The 16,738-nt window shown below is 63.3% G+C and carries 16 protein-coding genes and 1 pseudogene; 8 read left to right on the top strand and 9 right to left on the bottom strand.

Translation table 11 applies throughout. From position 1 onward, the window contains the following. Nucleotides 1–182: 182 nt before the first annotated feature. From OKB81_RS08215 to OKB81_RS08195, 5 genes and pseudogenes are all read left to right on the top strand, one after another. The gene (locus OKB81_RS08215) at nucleotides 183–1,442 is read left to right on the top strand and encodes an MgtC/SapB family protein (protein ID WP_160837699.1); all 1,260 of its coding nucleotides are present in this window, start codon (nucleotides 183–185) and stop codon (nucleotides 1,440–1,442) included. 89 nt (nucleotides 1,443–1,531) lie between these two features. After that, nucleotides 1,532–2,123 (top strand): annotated as a pseudogene (locus tag OKB81_RS08210) (sugar O-acetyltransferase). Beyond that, nucleotides 2,120–2,458, top strand: a complete 339-nt coding sequence (locus OKB81_RS08205; protein ID WP_010675679.1) for a DUF1294 domain-containing protein — start codon at nucleotides 2,120–2,122, stop codon at nucleotides 2,456–2,458. Before OKB81_RS08210 ends, OKB81_RS08205 begins: the two are co-directional and overlap by 4 nt. A gap of 94 nt (nucleotides 2,459–2,552) precedes the next feature. Beyond that, complete coding sequence (locus tag OKB81_RS08200; RefSeq protein WP_043154852.1) at nucleotides 2,553–2,765, top strand: hypothetical protein; 213 nt, start codon at nucleotides 2,553–2,555, stop codon at nucleotides 2,763–2,765. A gap of 199 nt (nucleotides 2,766–2,964) precedes the next feature. Beyond that, nucleotides 2,965–3,426 (top strand): hypothetical protein, encoded by a 462-nt coding sequence (locus tag OKB81_RS08195; RefSeq protein ID WP_160837697.1) that lies wholly within the window; start codon nucleotides 2,965–2,967, stop codon nucleotides 3,424–3,426. A 73-nt stretch (nucleotides 3,427–3,499) separates the two neighbouring features. Here the strand turns inward: OKB81_RS08195 and OKB81_RS08190 are convergent, their stop codons facing one another. From OKB81_RS08190 to OKB81_RS08175, 4 genes are all read right to left on the bottom strand, one after another. After that, the gene (locus tag OKB81_RS08190) at nucleotides 3,500–4,135 is read right to left on the bottom strand and encodes an FMN-binding negative transcriptional regulator (RefSeq protein ID WP_160837695.1); all 636 of its coding nucleotides are present in this window, start codon (nucleotides 4,133–4,135) and stop codon (nucleotides 3,500–3,502) included. A 234-nt stretch (nucleotides 4,136–4,369) separates the two neighbouring features. Continuing rightward, complete coding sequence (locus tag OKB81_RS08185; protein WP_160837693.1) at nucleotides 4,370–4,894, bottom strand: DUF4865 family protein; 525 nt, start codon at nucleotides 4,892–4,894, stop codon at nucleotides 4,370–4,372. Beyond that, the gene (locus OKB81_RS08180) at nucleotides 4,891–5,283 is read right to left on the bottom strand and encodes a tautomerase family protein (protein WP_010675683.1); all 393 of its coding nucleotides are present in this window, start codon (nucleotides 5,281–5,283) and stop codon (nucleotides 4,891–4,893) included. Before OKB81_RS08180 ends, OKB81_RS08185 begins: the two co-directional genes overlap by 4 nt. After that, nucleotides 5,274–5,600, bottom strand: coding sequence for a carboxymuconolactone decarboxylase family protein (locus OKB81_RS08175; protein ID WP_010675684.1), 327 nt, complete (start codon nucleotides 5,598–5,600; stop codon nucleotides 5,274–5,276). The genes OKB81_RS08180 and OKB81_RS08175 overlap by 10 nt, the downstream gene beginning before the upstream one ends. 96 nt (nucleotides 5,601–5,696) lie before the next feature. On the opposite strand from OKB81_RS08175, the gene OKB81_RS08170 reads away from it, so the two are divergent. Continuing rightward, nucleotides 5,697–6,590, top strand: a complete 894-nt coding sequence (locus tag OKB81_RS08170; RefSeq protein ID WP_160837691.1) for a LysR substrate-binding domain-containing protein — start codon at nucleotides 5,697–5,699, stop codon at nucleotides 6,588–6,590. A 105-nt stretch (nucleotides 6,591–6,695) separates the two neighbouring features. Here the strand turns inward: OKB81_RS08170 and argH are convergent, their stop codons facing one another. From argH to argC, 5 genes are all read right to left on the bottom strand, one after another. Next, nucleotides 6,696–8,081, bottom strand: coding sequence for an argininosuccinate lyase (gene argH, locus OKB81_RS08165; RefSeq protein ID WP_113977620.1), 1,386 nt, complete (start codon nucleotides 8,079–8,081; stop codon nucleotides 6,696–6,698). A gap of 202 nt (nucleotides 8,082–8,283) precedes the next feature. Next, entirely contained in the window at nucleotides 8,284–9,519 is a 1,236-nt protein-coding gene (locus tag OKB81_RS08160) for an argininosuccinate synthase (protein WP_010675687.1), read from the bottom strand. Nucleotides 9,520–9,575: 56 nt separating this feature from the next. Continuing rightward, nucleotides 9,576–10,493 (bottom strand): ornithine carbamoyltransferase, encoded by a 918-nt coding sequence (locus tag OKB81_RS08155; RefSeq protein WP_160837689.1) that lies wholly within the window; start codon nucleotides 10,491–10,493, stop codon nucleotides 9,576–9,578. Nucleotides 10,494–10,517: 24 nt separating this feature from the next. Further along, a complete protein-coding gene (gene argB / locus OKB81_RS08150; RefSeq protein WP_010675689.1) occupies nucleotides 10,518–11,297 on the bottom strand; it encodes an acetylglutamate kinase in 780 nt (259 codons plus the stop codon). Nucleotides 11,298–11,320: 23 nt separating this feature from the next. Further along, entirely contained in the window at nucleotides 11,321–12,328 is a 1,008-nt protein-coding gene (gene argC / locus OKB81_RS08145; RefSeq protein WP_010675690.1) for an N-acetyl-gamma-glutamyl-phosphate reductase, read from the bottom strand. A 261-nt stretch (nucleotides 12,329–12,589) separates the two neighbouring features. On the opposite strand from argC, the gene argE reads away from it, so the two are divergent. Together argE and ppc are read left to right on the top strand one after the other, a co-directional pair. Beyond that, complete coding sequence (gene argE / locus OKB81_RS08140; RefSeq protein ID WP_201933081.1) at nucleotides 12,590–13,735, top strand: acetylornithine deacetylase; 1,146 nt, start codon at nucleotides 12,590–12,592, stop codon at nucleotides 13,733–13,735. A 213-nt stretch (nucleotides 13,736–13,948) separates the two neighbouring features. Continuing rightward, on the top strand, nucleotides 13,949–16,582 hold the full coding sequence (gene ppc / locus OKB81_RS08135) for a phosphoenolpyruvate carboxylase (RefSeq protein WP_010675692.1): 2,634 nt from the start codon (nucleotides 13,949–13,951) through the stop codon (nucleotides 16,580–16,582). Nucleotides 16,583–16,738 lie beyond the last annotated feature (156 nt).

Genomic DNA, 16,738 nt, shown 5'->3' with positions numbered 1-16,738 from the left:
GATTTAGGGACTCAGAATACTTTTTTCTGAAAATCAAGGCGGCCTTCCCCGGAAAGCCGCGATGAACCTTTTTTTTGTTTGCAAGACCCCGGCAGGCGGGACACCCGCTCTGTGAGCCAGCTCCCCCTGCCCCGGGATGCCCTGTGCCATCCTCACTGAAACGGCAGCGGGAGGAGAAACCCATGTGGATAGAGGCCGAGCCCGTCTACGGCGCCCTGGTGTCCCTGGCCATCGGGCTCATCATCGGGCTGGAGCGGGGCTGGCAGGTGCGCCAGCTCGGAGACAACCAGCGCATCGCCGGGATGCGCACCTATGGCCTCATCGGTCTGCTCGGCGGGGTCTGCGCCCTGCTGCTGCCCACCCTGGGGCCCTGGCTGGCCCTGCTCGGTCTGCTGACCGTGGTGACGGGGTGCGGCCTCTCGGTCTGGCTGGCCCTGCGCTGGCAGGGGGAGTTCGGTCTCACCAGCTCGGTGGCCATGGTGCTCACCTATCTGCTGGGGCTGATGTCGGTGCTGCAGAGCCCGAGCGAGGCGGTGGCCTGCGCCGTGCTGGCGGCCCTCCTGATGGGGCTCAAGGGCAAGATCCAGCAGGGGATGCTGTTCTTGAGCGAAATGGAGTTTCACGCCACCCTGCGTTTTCTGCTTATCTCCCTGGTGCTGCTGCCTGTGCTCCCCGATGCCGAGATGGGTCCCCTCAATGCCTTCAATCCCTTCAAGATCTGGCTCATGGTGGTGGTGATCGCTGGCATCTCGTTCTGTGGTCACTTTGCGGTGCGCCTGCTCGGCACCCGCTCCGGGCTGGTGCTCACCAGCATGCTGGCGGGGCTCGCCTCCTCCACCGCCCTCACCCTGCAATTTGCCCGCCTCAACAAGGAGCAGGGAGGGCTGGAGCGGCTGCTGGCCACCGGCATTCTGCTGGCGGGAGCCACCATGTGGCTCAGGCTGCTGGCACTGGTGCTGATCATCCACGGAGAGCTGGCCCTGCGTCTGGCCGCCCCCCTGCTGCTGCTGGCAGCCATCGTCTACGGCTTTGCCTTCTGGTTCTGGCGCCAGCGGGAAGAGATGCCGGACGGCCCGGTACAGCCCGAAACCCGCAACCCGCTGGATCTCGCCACCGCCATCAAGTTCGGTCTGCTGCTCGCCCTCATCGGCTTCATGGCCACCCTGCTGCAAAGCAAGGTGGGCAACTCCGGGGTCTATCTGCTGTCGCTGGTCTCCGGCATCACGGACGTGGACGCCATCACCCTCTCCCTTTCCCAGCTCGCCCAGAAGGAGCTGGCCCTGGAGGTGGCGGCCAGGGGCATACTGCTCGCCGGGCTGGTCAACTCCCTGGTGAAAGGGGTGCTGGCACTGGTGATTGGCGGACGCAGCCTGGGGCGGCGGGTCTTGCTCCCCTACCTCGTCTCCATCCTGCTCATCCTGCCCCTTGTCCTGATGACATGATGACGGGGATCACCTGACGGGCCCGGCACTCTGACACCCTTTCCCCTTGTCGCGTATACTGCCCCCTCTTGCAGCAGGAGGAGATGACCATGGCAAGCGACTGGGACAAGGTACTGGCGGGGGGCGCCCTGGACAGCCAGAGCGAGGAGATAGCGAACGACCGCATTCGCGGCCAGGCGCTGCTGAGCCGGCTCAACGCCTCACCGGCGGGGGATCACGTCCTGCGCCAGCAGATCTGCCGCGACCTCTTCGCCCACTGTCCTGACTCCTGCTGGATCAGCCCCCCCCTTCACTTGCGAATTCGGCCGCAACATCCACATCGGCGAGAAGACCTTCTTCAACTTCAACGTCACCATACTCGACGTGGGCGAGGTGCACATCGGCAACCATGTGTTGCTGGCCCCCAACGTACAGATCTACACCGCCACCCACGCCCTGGATCATCTGGAGCGACGCAACTGGACCGCCTACAACAAGCCGGTGCGGATAGGCGATGACTGCTGGATTGGCGGCGGGGCCATCATCTGCCCCGGCGTCACCATAGGGCCCCGCTCCATCATAGGGGCTGGCGCCGTGGTCACCCGGGACATCCCGGCGGACTCCCTGGCGGTGGGCAACCCGGCCCGGGTGATCCGCACGCTACACCCGGGCGAGACCCGGGATCCGGCGTGCCTGTCATGATGGCCCTTGCCCTGCTGCCCCTGGGTTGGGCAGGCTGGCTCGGGGTGCGGGATGCGAACTGGTGGCCGCTGGCCCTGATCCTGCTGATGAGCCTGCTGACCCTGGCTGCCTACGCCTGGGACAAGCGCCAGGCCATTCGTGGTGGCTGGCGCGTGCCCGAGGCCCGTCTGCATCTGCTTGAGCTGTGCGGCGGCTGGCCCGGCGCCCTGGTCGCCCGCCAGTGGCTGCGCCACAAGACCCAGAAAGGGAGCTACCGCCTGCGGTTCTGGGCCATCGTCTGGGGGCAGTTGCTGCTACTCGGGATCTGGCTCGGCTGGCCGATCTGGCCGCTCTGAACAACCAGGCAGGCATTGCCGCCCAAGGTTGGGTATGAGACAACGACAGCACGGGAGACAGATCCTCTCGTTCAAATATTGAAAGGAGTCATTCATGACCATGTGGACAGGTATCGTTCTGATCGTCTTTATCAGCGTGTCGTTCAGCTATCTCACCAAGCGCGCCCGCTACCAGATGGGGGATGCCCGCATTACCGACCGTCTTGGCAAGCAGGACATGATCATCAAGGAGTTGCAGGAGCGCATCGCCAATCTGGAGGCCATCGTCATCGAGGAGGAGAAACGCCGCCCGTTCAAGGATCTCTGATCCGGCAAGCCGGGTGGCAAACCAACCAGCCCCCGGGCTGCAAGGGTTTGCCGCCGCCCCCGTTCGCACCCGCTCGCCCTCTGCCTGGCAAAACGAAATTTACAGCAGGATCAATCCCCTGCCATTTTTCGGCTGAATGCTCGCCAAGCTGGCCCGTTCCCTGCTCCGTCATGACATCAGTCGTACGGAGAGTGACATCATGATCGCCATCGGCACCCTGCTTCCCCTCGCCTCCCTTGCCATCAAGCTCGGCAGCAAGCTGCTGGGCGACGGCACGCCGCCCGCCCAGACCGAGCCTGCCGTGCAGGAAGAGCACCTTGCCCCCACGGTGCAGAGCCTGTTCCAGCGCCTTGGCATCCAGGAGGCTGACAGCGAGCAGAACCGCCCTGCCATCAACCACTTCATGGGGGCGCTGATGCAGACCCTGGGCCAGGAATCCTCGGGCCAGTCGCTGCCCCAGGCCATCGATGCCGCCCGCACCCAGTTGGCAGACGGCACCCAGAGCACCCGCCTCGATGCGCTGCAGAGCGAGCTCGACACCCTCAAGGGCTCCCTCGGCAACAGCGACCTCAACCTTGATCAGCTGCTTTATGCCTTCAAGCAAACCCTGCCCCAGGGCCCGGGGGAAGGCGTAGGCAAGCTGCTCAATGCCAGCGCGTGAGCGGGAGTGGAACCATGAAAAACGGCAACCAGACGGTTGCCGTTTTTGTCGGGCCGAATCTCAAGATGTCACGCTAGGACTGTGAAGGGGGCGGGTTCAGCATGGCGCCGGCCAGCGCGCTCTGCCCGCGATCCTGCAGGGCATTGGCCGCTCCCAGGCGATCCGCCGCCTCCTTGTTCTGACCCAGCTTGAACTTGCCGACCAGCCGCTCAATCTCGATCTCTATGCCCACCACGGCCTGCACCATTGTCTCGAGATAGTCTCTCGGTGCATCCGCCATCTTCCAGGGAATGGACTCTCCCGCCTCGTGGGTACGGGTCAGGGCCGCGAGCAAGCGACGCACGAAGCGGGCATCGTCCCTCACCCGGATACGGCCATGGGCGTGCACCACGGCATAGTTCCAGGTGGGCACCTGCTGGTGATGCACCTGCTTGCCAGGATACCAGCTGGGGGAGATATAACCCTCGGCGGCGCGGAAGATCACCAGCACTTCATCGCCGTCTTTCACCTCCTGCCAGAGCGGGTTGTTGCGGGCCACATGGGCCCGCAGCACACCGTGGGCCCCCTGCTCCCCATCGAACTCGAACGGCAGATGGTTGGCATCCAGCCCCCCTTCACCACAGGTGATCAGGGCCCCCAGAGGGTGCGCCTGCATCAGCTGGTGCAGCGCCTCGGGGTCGGTAACGGCGAAATGGGGTGGCAGGTACATGGGAACTCCTTGATCCGGTTGACGCGTCCATACGCATTGCAGCGGGATCATGCCTGCCCGGCGCGGGCCGTCACCCTGAATGTGCCCCACTGAGCCAGTTCATTGCAGCAGGTGAACGCAATTCCACATCATCATCCACAAGCGCGATATAACACCATATGTTCACGATGCAAATATCACTTTAACAGCCCAAGTGAATGAGAAAATAACCTCAATGACAAAGATAATTCCGCTTTACACCCCTCCCCCCTTCGCCAGATAGCCAATACGGTAGATCTCGCCCCCGCCAGGCAAGGGCGATGAGAAGGACGGGAGCAAATCCGCCTCCAGCCATTCCCATCGGGTGAGATCCCAGCCGCTCACCATGGCCTCGCCGTGCAGGTCGGCAAGCTCGCCGTGGGAAGTGACCTTGGTGCGCCGCAGCCTGGCCATGCAAGCCCCGTCGAGGGAGGCCGGATCCGGCGCCCGCACCAGATGCCAGGTCTCGATGCGGGGCCAGCCGAAATGCCGGGTGAGTGCCGCGAATCCCTCGCTTGCCAGGAATCGGTGCATCGCCTCGGCGCTGTGCCACACATAGAAGGGGGCATAGCGGTTCTCCTGCCCCGGCAGGGTCCCATCGTCCTGACGGCTGTAGAGATAGGCCTTGAACAACAGACCGGGAAAGCCGTCCAGTCTGGCGCCATTGCTGGCGATCCGCTGCTCGATCAGCGCCATGTCGTAGTCTGCGGGCAGGGTGAATCGGTAGTGCATGGCGATCATGAGGCCACCTCCTGTCTGAACATCCGGCCCTGGCCGAAACTCCACGCCTCGGCATCGGTCTGCTGGATCACCACCATGAGGTTGTCGGGGTGGATCCCAAGCTCGGCCTCAAGGCGCTCGGCGAGACGTGCATAAAGCCGCTCCCTGGTCGCGGTGCTGCGCACCTTGCCCGCCAGGATCTGGAAGAGGATGAAACCCTGGTCCCGGCGGCCGGTCTGGTAGTGGGGGTCATAGATGAGCGCACTGGCAGGCAAGATCTCGAGGATCTGGAATTTATCCTTCGGCGGCACCTCGAACACCTCCACCAGGGTCTGGTGGTAGAGGGCGCTGAGTTGTTGCAGGTGTGCGTCGCTCATCCCCTCGCACAGGGTGATACGGGTCAGCGGCATGGGGTCACCTCCTCGCGGGGGGGCAGATAGCCCACGGCCGTCACTGCGGCGGGCAAACCGGCGTAGAAGGCAAGATGGGTGAACAGCTCTTCCAGCTCATCCCGGGACAGGCCGTTTTGCCGGGCGAATGCAATATGCCAGGGCAGTTGTTGCACCCGGCCCAGTGACGCCAGGATGGCCAGGGTGATCAGGCTGCGCTCGCGGGCCGAGAGGGTGGGGCGCTGCCAGATATCGCCAAACAGCGTCTCTTCCGCCAGTCGGGCGAGTCGGGGGGCAAGCTGCGCCAGGGTGGCGCGATCGGGAACATCGGGTGTCATGGCAATCTCCTTGGTGGATGAAGCCACTCTCCCTCACTGCTACAATTTAAAAAATCGAAATATTCAAGACCAATCATCCCGATTATAAGGATAGTTATGTCACCCCTTCCCCCCAGCCTGGATCTCGATGCCCTGCGCAGCTACGTGCTGGGGCTGGAGTGCGGCAGCTTTGCGCTGGCGGCGCAGCGGCTGTGCCGCTCCACCTCGGCGGTCAGCGCCCAGTTGAAAAAACTCGAACAACAGTGCGGCACCGATCTGGTCATGAAGCAGGGACGTCACTTGGTGCCGACAGCCAGCGGTGAGCGCCTGCTGGGCTACGCCAAGCGGCTGCTGGCGCTCAATGACGAAGCCGTGCTCGCCCTCAAAGGGGAATTGCTGCAAGGGGAGATCCGGCTCGGGGTGCAGGAGGACTTCGGCGAATCTTTGCTCCCCGCCGTGCTGGGGCCCCTCTGTCGCCAGCACCCGGCCCTGCGCATGACGACCCGCATCGATCGCAACGGGGCCCTGGTGCAGGGGATCAGGGAGGGCACCCTCGACATGGCTCTCGCCTGGCAGCCACAGGGAGAGCGGGAGGATCTTCCCCTCATCGAGGTGGTGCAACTGGCCTGGATTGCCCACCCCGAGTGGGACCTCGCCCCTTTGCTCGCGCGCGGGGAGCCCCTGCCCCTGGTGCTCTTCGATGCCCCCTGCCTGATGCGGGCACGGGCCATCCGCGCCCTCGACGATGCCGGGATCCCCTGGCGGATCGCCTTCACCAGCCAGAGCCTGGGCGGGATCTGGGCCGCCGTACAGGCCGGGCTCGGGATCACGGTGCGTTCCCCCATCGGCATGCCGGCCAGTCTCGCCACCCTCGGCGGTGTGCTGCCCTCACCGGGCACCCTGGGGGTGGTGCTGCTCGCCGCCAGCCATGAAACCGACGAGGCCAGATGCCAGTTGCAACGACTGCTCACGGACGCCGTGCATCATGCCAGCGCCGGACACAGGGGCTGAACAGCGCCTGGTCAACGCGCCCCACGGCGCCGAGGCGTGCCCATAAAAAACGGCAACCCTGGGGTTGCCGTTCTGCCTTCTAATTCCCATGGCGAGCCGCTTGGCTTAACCCGCCCGCTTGCTCAGCCAGGCTTCGGCGGCGACCAATGCGCCCTCGATCTGCTCGCGGGCGACGCCGCCTTTGGCGACCCGCTTGGCCAGAGTCGCTTCCAGCTCCAGGTTCGGGTAAACATCCTCCCCCACCACGGGGCTGAAGCGCTGGAACTCGGGGAGGGAGAGTTCTTCCAGGGGCTTTTTCACCTGGATCGCATAGACCACGGTCTCGCCGACGATATGGTGAGCCTCGCGGAACGGAATGCCCTTGGCCACCAGATAGTCCGCCAGCTCGGTGGCGTTGGCGTAACCGCCCTGGGCCGCCGCCTTGGTGCGCTCGCCATTGACCTTCAGATCGATGAGCACCAGCGCCGCCATGTCGAGGCAGTCGTGCCAGGTATCGAGGGCGTCGAACAGCCCCTCTTTGTCTTCCTGCATGTCCTTGTTGTAGGCCAGCGGCAACGCCTTGAGGCTCATCAGCATGCCCATCTGGGCGCCGACCACCCGGCCGGTCTTGCCACGAATGAGCTCCAGCGCGTCCGGGTTCTTCTTTTGGGGCATCAGTGAGGAACCTGAGGTCACCGCATCGGAGAGCTCCACAAAACCGGCTTCACCTGTGTTGTAGAAGATAAGGTCTTCGGCAAACCGCGACAGGTGGGTCATGGACAGCGACGCCACGTGCATCAGCTCCACCACGTGATCCCGATCGGACACCGAATCAAGGCTGTTGCGGGTGGCGCCGCTAAAGCCCATGTCGAGCGCCAGCGCCTCCCGGTCGATGGCATAGGCGGTGCCCGCCAGGGCGCCGCAGCCAAGCGGGCTGGTGTCGAGGCGCTTGAGGGCATCCTGCAGCCGGGAATGGTCCCGCTCCAGCATCTCCACATAGGCCAGGGCCCAGTGGGCGTAAGTGACCGGCTGGGCCCGCTGCAGGTGGGTGTAACCGGGCAGCACCGCGGCCTGGTTGGCACGGGCGGAGGCCACCAACCCCTGTTGCAGGGCGGTAATGGAGCCGAGCAGCAGTTCACCCTGTGCCTTGCACCAGAGCTTGAGGTCGGTGGCGACCTGATCGTTGCGCGAGCGACCGGTGTGCAGCTTCTTGCCAAGGGCGCCGACGGCGTCGATGAGCTGGCTCTCGACCCAGGAGTGGATGTCTTCGGCGTCCGAGTTCAGGATCTGCTGGGGATCCTGCTGCACGGAGGCGAGCAGTACCTCCATCGCCTGCTGCAACTTGGCCTGCTCACCCTCGGTCAACACGCCCACCTTGACCAGCGCTTTGGCCCAGGCCATGGAGCCTTGAATATCCTGCTCCGCCAGACGGTAGTCGAACCGCAGCGAATCGTTGAACTGCTTGAACCGGCTATCGGCTCCCTGACTGAAGCGTCCACCCCAAAGTGCCATACTGCTCTCCTTGAATGCGTTGTCGGCGGCGCCTTGCGCCGTCGAACTTGAAATCTTGCCCTGTTTTTCTGCGAGCCTGTTATCTCACAGAAGCGGCCAGGGCGCAGCCGCTCTTGTCACACCCGATGAGGATGGCAAAGGGCCTCTCTGCCTGTAAAAGAGGGGGCCATGCCCCCTCGAATCAACGGGTGATAGCGCTTGCTTAGCCGTGGGTATGGTCGCCACCGATGGCTTGATGCTGCTCTTTCATGGCGCGGATCCGGCTCGCCAGAGTGTAGAGACGGATGAAACCTTCGGCATGGCTCTGGTCGTACACTTCGTCGGCACCGAAGGTGGCGAAGTCTTCGGAGTAGAGGCTGTTCGGCGACTTCTTCTGCACCGCGGTGACCTGACCCTTGTACATCTTCAGCACCACTTCACCGTCGAGCTCCTCGGCGATGGCGTTGGCGGAGGCGACAATGGCCTTGCACAGCGGGGTGAACCAGCGACCGTCATACACCAGGTGGGAGAACTCGGCGCCGAGTTTTTCCCGCCAGGCGCGGGTCGGTCTGTCCAGTACCAGCTCTTCCACGGCGCGCAGTGCGGCAACCATCACGGTACCACCCGGGGTCTCGTAGCAGCCACGGGACTTCATGCCCACCATCCGGTTCTCGGTGATGTCGATCCGGCCCACACCGTGCTTGCCGGCACGCTCGTTCAGGGTGGTCAGGATCTGGTGCGGGCTGAGCGGCTGGTCGTCAACGGCGACCACTTCGCCCTTGGCCACGGTCAGCTTGACGTATTCCGGCTCGTTCGGGGCATCCTCTGCAGAGACGGTCCACTGCCAGACGGCTTCGGACGGCTCGTTCCAGGTGCTCTCCAACTCGCCACCCTCGGTGGAGATGTGCCAGGCGTTGGCGTCGCGGCTGTAGATCTTCTTCAGGGTCGCCTTGCAGGGGATGTTGCGGGCTTCCAGATAGGCCAGCAGATCTTCCCGGGAACGCATGTCCCACAACCGCCAGGGGGCGATCACTTTCAGCTGGGGCGCCAGAGCAGCCACCGCCCCTTCGAACCGAACCTGGTCGTTGCCCTTGCCGGTGCAACCGTGGGAGATGGCATCAGCCCCTTCTGCCAGGGCAGCCTCGACCATCGCCTTGGCGATCACCGGACGGGCCATGGAGGTGCCCAGCAGGTAGGTGCCTTCATAGACGGCGCCGGTCTTCAGGGTCGGGTAGACATACTCTTTGACGAACTCTTCCCGCAGATCCTTGACGATGCACTTGACCGCGCCGGAGGCGATGGCCTTCTGCTCGATCCCTTCCAGATCGTCACGCTCCTGGCCCACGTCGGCAACGAAGGCGATGATTTCAGCGTCATAGTGCTCCTTCAGCCAGGGAATGATGGCCGAGGTATCCAGTCCGCCCGAGTAAGCCAGTACGATCTTGTTGATTCCGCTCATTTACTTCTCTCCGTGATGATTCGATAAAAAGGGGTGATTCCGGGTCGGTTGCCGGATTACTTCTGGCCCTGTCCGAACAGGGTCAGCAGCACGGCGTTCTGGATATGCATCCGGTTTTCTGCCTCATCCATGATGAGGGAGGCTGGGCCGTCCATGACCTCCGAGGTGATCTCCAGCTCCCGGTGGGCCGGCTGGCAGTGCAGCACGTGCTGGATGCCGGTCCGATCGAGCAGGGCCTGGTTGATCTGATAAGGCATGAAGATATCTTTTACCTGCTCCATTGGTGTGTTGTCACCCATGGAAACCCAGGTATCGGTATAAACCACGTCAAAGCCTTCGATATCCGCGACATCATCGCTGATATGTATGGTCGCGCCAGATTGAGCTGCCAGCCCCTGGGCTTGCAGGAAGATCTGGGTATCCGGGCCATGGCCTTTCGGGCAGACCAGGGTCACATCGGTACCGAGGGTCGCCCCCAGCAGCAGCAGGGAGTGGCTCACGTTGTTGCCATCGCCGAGATAGGCCAGCTTCACCTTGGACAGGTCGCTGTAGTGCTCGCTGATGGTCATGAAATCCGCCAGCCCCTGGCAGGGGTGGTAGAGGTTGCACAGGCTGTTGACCACAGGCACCGAGCCGAACTCGGCCAGCTCGACCAGAGTCTGGTGATCGAACACCCGGGCGACGATGGCGTCACACCAGCGGGACAGGTTGCTGGCGAAATCCTTCACCGACTCCCGCTTGCCGAGCGCCCCGTTCTGCTGATCCAGATAGACGCTGTGACCACCCAGTTTGGCGATGCCGATGTCGAAGGTGACCCGGGTGCGCAGGGAGGGCTTCTCGAACAGGGTGACCACGCTCTTGCCCGCCAGGGCCTGGCTGTATTTCTTCGGATCGGCCTTGACCGCCTTGCCAAGCGCCAGCAGCGCCTCGATCTGGGCCTTGCTTAAATCACTGTCTTTCAGAAGATGTTGCATCGGATTGTCCTTTCCCGGTGGAGATCAGAGGGTGACCTGGGTGCCAACAGCGCCGCCAGCCAGCAGCTTGAGCAGCTGATCCGGGTAGCGCCAGCTGGCGACACAGACCGGCTTGCCCAGGGTCTCTGCGGCGTGCAGGGCGGCTTTCACCTTGACGGCCATGCCGTCCGTGATAACGCCCTTCTCCATCAGGTCCAGCGCGCTCTGCTTGTCCAGTTGCGGCACCAGCTTGCCCTTGCCATCCAGAATGCCGCTCACATCCGACAGCATTACCAGATCGGCGCCCAGCGCTTCGGCGATGGCGGTGGCCGCCTGATCCGCATTGACGTTCATCATCTGTCCGTCGGCGGTGATGCCGATGGAGCTCACCACCGGCAGGAAGCCCTGCCCCAGGATGCCGGCCACCAGCGCCGGGTTGCCCGGTTTGCAGTCACCGACCGCACCGAGATCCGGATCGAGCTGGGTCACCTGGCACAGACCGCCGTCGGCGAGGCACAGACCCACAGCAGGAATGCCGGTGGAGATGGCCTTGGCCATCATCATCTTGTTGGCGGTCCCGGCCAGGGCACCGGCAATCACGGGGATCTGCTCGAACGGGGTCACCCGCAGGCCGTTCTTCTTGGTGGAGGTCATGCCCAGCCCCTTGAGCAGGTCGTCCACCAGGCAGCCACCACCGTGCACCAGCACCAGAGGACGGTGCTGATCATCCAGGAAGGTCTTCAGGGTGGCGAACAGGGCGGTCAGGGCCTCGTCGTTCTCGATCAGGGCACCACCCAACTTGATTACCAGCGTCTGCTTGTCCATCTTCTCGATCCTTTCTTAAAGCGTTAAATCAGGCCGGTGGCCGGTTCAAAACCAAACTTGATATTTATGCACTGCATGGCTTGCGAGGCGGCCCCCTTGAGCAGGTTGTCGATGGCAGAAACCACCACCAGCATGTTGCCCTGCTGCTGCCAGGCGATGTCGCAGTAGGGCGTGCTCGCCACGCCGCGGATGGAGGGCATCTGGCCGGTGAGGCGTACCAGGGGCTTGCCTTCGTAGGCCTTGAGGTAGGCCTGATCCACCTGGGTCGGCGTCACCCCTTCTGCCAGTTGCACATAGATGGTGGCCAGGATGCCCCGCACATAGTTGCCGAGGTGGGGCTGGAACAGCACCTCCTTGCCGAGGTGGTGGCTGATCTCCGGCTGGTGCCTGTGATTGAAGGTGCCGTAGGGATTGAGGCTCACTTCGCAGAAACTGGTGTTGATGGCGGCCTTGCGACCGGCCCCGGAGACGCCGGAAACCGCATTGATGATGGGCTGCCATCCCTGGGCAATCAGCCCGGCCTGTTGCAGCGGCTTGAGAGCGCACAGGGAGGCGGTCGGGTAGCATCCCGGCACGGCAATCAGCTGAGCGGCCTTGACGGCATCGGCATTCCACTCGGCCAGACCGTAGGCGGCCTGCTCCAGCCACTGCTCATTCTCGTGGGTGAAGCCGTAGAAGGAGGAGTAGAACTGCTGATCGTTGACCCGGAAGGCACCGGAGAGATCGAACACCGGCAACCCCTTGGCCAGGAACTTGGGCGCGAGTTCTGCACTCACCTCGTGAGCAGTGGCCAGCACCACCAGATCGGCCTGGGTCAGGATCCGGGTCATGCCGTCTTCGTCCAGGGGCAGCAGCGGCTGATCCAGCTTGCCCACCCACTGGGGATGCAGGGAAGAGAAGCGCTTGTGGGCGTCCTGGCTGCCGGCGGAAACATAGAGGCCGAACAGCTCGAGTTGTGGATGGTTCTGGACCAGAGCGGCCAGTTCGGCCCCCGCGTAGCCACTGGCACCGACGATAACGGTCTTAAGCATGTTTGAGTATTCCAAGTCTGGGTTCGAAATTCACAGCATGGTGCTGCGGTGCAAGGGGTCGGCTATCGCCCCTTTAATGCAACGAGTGCGGAGGGGCAATTCAGGCGGATATGCGTCGTCGGTTACAGATCAGGTGACAGAACATTAACTTTCCCTTACAACTAGAGGCCTTGTCGATGAGCACTCGAATAGAATATTCATGCACTCACTTTGCATTTGTATTTTCTAACAGAAACACTCCGGGGACGCAAGGAGGAGCTGATGGCCAAACTGGATTTTTTTTCACTTTATAAGAATATTATTGCGATTCCCTCTATCAGCAGCACGGATACTCGCTGGGATCAGAGCAATGAGGCGGTAATCCGGCTGCTGGCCGACTGGTTCGGCCAGCTTGGATTCCAGTGCGAGGTGACGGCCCTGCCGGATCTGCCGGGCAAGTTCAACCTGGTGGCAACCTATGGTCAGGGAGAAGGGGGGCTGCTGCTCGCAGGTCACACGGATACGGTTCCCTTCGATGAAGGAGCCTGGACCAAAGACCCCTTCAAGGTGACCGAAGAGGGCAACCGCCTGTACGGGCTCGGCACCATCGACATGAAGGGCTTCTTCGCCTTTATCGTGGAAGCGCTCAAGGAGGTCGACCTCAAGACCCTGAGCAAACCGCTGCGCATTCTTGCCACCGCCGATGAAGAGACCACCATGGCCGGGGCCCGCGCTATCGCCGCCGCAGCCGAACTCAAACCCGACTACGCGGTGATCGGCGAACCCACCGGGCTGGTGCCCGTGGTGGCCCACAAAGGCCACATGTCGGAAGCCATTCGCATCACAGGCCGAAGCGGCCACAGTTCGGATCCCGCCAACGGCGTCAATGCCATGGAGATCATGCACAAGGCCATGGGTCAGGTGCTCAAGCTGCAGCGGGATCTGAAGGAGAAGTACGCGGATCACCGCTTCGCCGTGCCCCAGCCCACCCTGAACCTCGGCTACATCCAGGGGGGCGACAGCCCAAACCGCATCTGCGGCTGCTGCGAGCTGCACATCGACATGCGCCCCACCCCGCAGGTGGGCCCCGACGAGCTGATGGGCATGTTGAAAGAGGCGCTCTCCCCCATCGAGATCCACCAGCCCGGCTGCCTGCACCTGCAGCACCTGCACGAACCCATTCCGGCCTATGCCTGCCAGGATGACTCCGAGCTGGTGCGGGAGGCGGAAAAGGCGAGCGGCCGGGCCGCCGAGTCCGTGAACTATTGCACCGAAGCCCCCTTTATCCAGCAGCTGGGTTGCGAGACCATAGTGATGGGCCCAGGCCATATCACCCAGGCCCACCAGCCCGATGAATACCTGGATCTGTCGTTCGTCAAACCGACCACGGCGGTGCTGCAGCACCTGCTCCGGCGCTTCTGCGTCTAGCCAAACAGGGATGTAAGTAAGTTACATGACAGGCGCCTTGGGACAGGTGAGGAAAATACATGTTCTGAATCGGCTTGTTATTTGACCTTGCGCAGACAATCTGGGTAGATTGTCCCCCTAAGATGACGGAGCATATGTTGTAATCGCACAACAATAAGTGAGGTCGCCTCCCGCCTGGAAGGTCAGGAGGCACCAACAAAATAAGGATGTGGAATGAACGAAAAGTACGCCGCACTACGGGCCAACGTAGGCATGTTGGGCCAACTGCTGGGTAAATCCATCAAGGATCATCAGGGGCAGGCCTTCCTCGACAAGATTGAGACCATTCGCCAACTGGCCAAGTCTTCCCGCAAGGGGAACGAGGCTGACAGAGAGCGCCTGCTCGACACCCTGCGTACCCTCTCCGATGACGAACTGCTGCCCGTGGCCCGTGCCTTCAGCCAGTTCCTCAACCTGGCGAACGTGGCGGAGCAGTTCCACACCATCTCCCGTCGCTGCGAAGAGCAGGTCTGCACCCCGGACCCGCTGGAGCAGATGTTCGACAAGCTGAAAGCCTCCAACCTGTCCCAGGAGGCCATCATCCAGGCCGTGCGCGAGCTGGACATCGATCTGGTGCTGACCGCTCACCCCACCGAGGTGACCCGTCGTACCCTGATCCACAAGCACGTGCAGCTCAACGACTGCCTCGAGGCCCTGGAACTCTCCGATCTGCTGCCCCGCGAGCGGGACAAGATCCAGAGTCGCATCGAGCAACTGGTCAACCAGGCCTGGCACACCAACGAGATCCGCGAACAGCGCCCGACCCCGGTGGACGAAGCCAAGTGGGGCTTCGCCGTGGTGGAAAACAGCCTGTGGCCGGCCATCCCCGAATTCATGCGCAATCTGGACGAGCGCCTGCAACACCATCTGGGTGTGCGGCTGCCGCTGGACGCCGCGCCGGTCAAGTTCACCTCCTGGATGGGCGGTGACCGCGACGGCAACCCCTTCGTCACCGCCAAGGTGACCGCCGAAGTGCTGGAGCTGGGCCGCTGGATGGCGGTGAGCCTGTTCTACAAGGACATCAAGGAGCTCACCTCCGAGCTCTCCATGGCCGATTGCACTGACGCCGTGCGTGCCCGGGTCGGTGATAACCCGGAACCCTATCGCGCCCTGGTACGCGAGCTGCGCGAGCAACTGCGCGAGACCCAGGAGTACCTGACCGCCAAGGTACAGGGCCAGGCGAGCGAGAGCCGGGATCTGGTCAAGAGCACCGCCCAGCTGCGCGAGCCCCTGGAGCTCTGCTACCACTCCCTGCACGCCTGCGGCATGGGCAACATCGCCGACGGCATGCTGCTGGACGTGCTGCGCAAGCTGGCCTGCTTCGGCATCCACCTGGTCAAGCTGGACATCCGTCAGGATGGCGAGCGTCACGGCCAGGTCTTCTCCGAGCTGACCCGCTACCTGGGTGTGGGCGACTACGCCGAGTGGAGCGAAGAGGACAAGCAGGCCTTCCTGCTGCGCGAGCTGAACTCCCGCCGCCCCCTCATCCCGAGCGACTGGGATCCCAGTGCCGAGACCCGCGAGACCATCGACACCTGTCGCGTCATCGCCCAGCACGACCCCGATGCGTTCGGCATCTACATCATCTCCATGGCCGGTGCCCCGTCCGATGTCTTGGCGGTCCAGCTGTTGCTGAAGGAAGCTGGCTGCAAGTTCCGCATGCCGGTTGCCCCGCTGTTCGAGACCCAGGAAGACCTGATGGCGGGTACCGCCGTGATGGAACGCCTGCTGTCGGTGGACTGGTATCGCGGTTACATCCAGGGCCGTCAGTACGTGATGATCGGCTACTCCGACTCCGCCAAGGATGCGGGCATGATGGCCGCAGGCTGGGCCCAGTACGCCGCCATGGAATCCTTGGTGGCGCTGGCTGAAGCCAACAACATCCGCCTCACCCTGTTCCATGGCCGCGGCGGTACCGTCGGCCGTGGCGGCGCCCCCGCCCATCAGGCGATCCTGTCGCAACCCCCGGGATCCCTGCGCGGCGGCCTGCGGGTAACCGAACAGGGGGAGATGATCCGCTTCAAGTTCGGCTTGCCGAAGGTGGCCATCCAGAGCCTGAACCTCTACACCAGCGCCGTGCTGGAGGGGAACCTGCTGCCGCCGCCCAAGCCGAAAGAGAGCTGGCGCGCCGTGATGGAGCAGCTGGCGTCTGTCTCCTGCGATCACTACCGCAGTATCGTGCGCGGTCACCCGGACTTCGTACCTTACTTCCGTGCTGCCACCCCGGAGATGGAGCTCGGCAAGCTGCCGCTCGGTTCCCGCCCCGCCAAGCGCAAGCCCAACGGCGGTGTCGAGAGCCTGCGCGCCATCCCCTGGATCTTCGCATGGACCCAGAACCGGCTGATGCTGCCGGCCTGGCTCGGCGCCCACAAGGGATTGCAACAGGCCATCGACGACGGCCAGAAGAGCGTGCTGGACGAGATGAGCCGCCAGTGGCCCTTCTTCCGCACCCGTCTCGAGATGCTGGAGATGGTGTTCCTCAAGGCCGACCTCTGGCTGGCGGAATACTATGACACCCGCCTGGTGCCGGAGAACCTGTGGGCACTCGGCAAGCAGCTGCGTCAGGAGCTTGCCGACTCCATCGAAGTGGTGCTGAAACTGCGCCCGCAGGGCGACCTGCTGGACGATCAGCCCTGGATCAAGGAGTCCATCAAGCTGCGCAACCCCTACACAGACCCGCTCAACGTGCTGCAGGCCGAGCTGCTCAATCGCTCCCGCAACCACCCGGAGACCCTGCACCCCGAGCTGGATCAGGCGCTGATGGTCACCATCGCCGGCATCGCCGCCGGCATGCGCAACACCGGTTGATCCCGGACCGTTGCAAACAAGGGCGCCCCGGCGCCCTTTTTCATCTCTGCCGGGCACGGGGATCCCGATATTGCCGCCAGCACAGCCCCCTCTAAGGGAAAAAAACATCCACAACAAACAGGGCGCCATGATGGCGCCCTGTTTTATTTCGCGATA

It is taken from the genome of Aeromonas sp. QDB56, assembly GCF_027705505.1.
GTDB lineage: Bacteria > Pseudomonadota > Gammaproteobacteria > Enterobacterales > Aeromonadaceae > Aeromonas > Aeromonas caviae.
Note: the sequence above shows the minus strand (reverse complement) of the source record. Positions and strands in the feature narration are given on the sequence as shown.

Bases quoted from the DNA above. Each gene is read 5' to 3' on its own strand.
- OKB81_RS08215 (WP_160837699.1), top strand. From the start codon at position 183: ATGTGGATAGAGGCCGAGCCCGTCTACGGCGCCCTGGTGTCCCTGGCC.
- OKB81_RS08205 (WP_010675679.1), top strand. From the start codon at position 2,120: ATGATGGCCCTTGCCCTGCTGCCCCTGGGTTGGGCAGGCTGGCTCGGG.
- OKB81_RS08200 (WP_043154852.1), top strand. From the start codon at position 2,553: ATGACCATGTGGACAGGTATCGTTCTGATCGTCTTTATCAGCGTGTCG.
- OKB81_RS08195 (WP_160837697.1), top strand. From the start codon at position 2,965: ATGATCGCCATCGGCACCCTGCTTCCCCTCGCCTCCCTTGCCATCAAG.
- OKB81_RS08190 (WP_160837695.1), bottom strand. From the start codon at position 4,135: ATGTACCTGCCACCCCATTTCGCCGTTACCGACCCCGAGGCGCTGCAC.
- OKB81_RS08185 (WP_160837693.1), bottom strand. From the start codon at position 4,894: ATGATCGCCATGCACTACCGATTCACCCTGCCCGCAGACTACGACATG.
- OKB81_RS08180 (WP_010675683.1), bottom strand. From the start codon at position 5,283: ATGCCGCTGACCCGTATCACCCTGTGCGAGGGGATGAGCGACGCACAC.
- OKB81_RS08175 (WP_010675684.1), bottom strand. From the start codon at position 5,600: ATGACACCCGATGTTCCCGATCGCGCCACCCTGGCGCAGCTTGCCCCC.
- OKB81_RS08170 (WP_160837691.1), top strand. From the start codon at position 5,697: ATGTCACCCCTTCCCCCCAGCCTGGATCTCGATGCCCTGCGCAGCTAC.
- argH (WP_113977620.1), bottom strand. From the start codon at position 8,081: ATGGCACTTTGGGGTGGACGCTTCAGTCAGGGAGCCGATAGCCGGTTC.
- OKB81_RS08160 (WP_010675687.1), bottom strand. From the start codon at position 9,519: ATGAGCGGAATCAACAAGATCGTACTGGCTTACTCGGGCGGACTGGAT.
- OKB81_RS08155 (WP_160837689.1), bottom strand. From the start codon at position 10,493: ATGCAACATCTTCTGAAAGACAGTGATTTAAGCAAGGCCCAGATCGAG.
- argB (WP_010675689.1), bottom strand. From the start codon at position 11,297: ATGGACAAGCAGACGCTGGTAATCAAGTTGGGTGGTGCCCTGATCGAG.
- argC (WP_010675690.1), bottom strand. From the start codon at position 12,328: ATGCTTAAGACCGTTATCGTCGGTGCCAGTGGCTACGCGGGGGCCGAA.
- argE (WP_201933081.1), top strand. From the start codon at position 12,590: ATGGCCAAACTGGATTTTTTTTCACTTTATAAGAATATTATTGCGATT.
- ppc (WP_010675692.1), top strand. From the start codon at position 13,949: ATGAACGAAAAGTACGCCGCACTACGGGCCAACGTAGGCATGTTGGGC.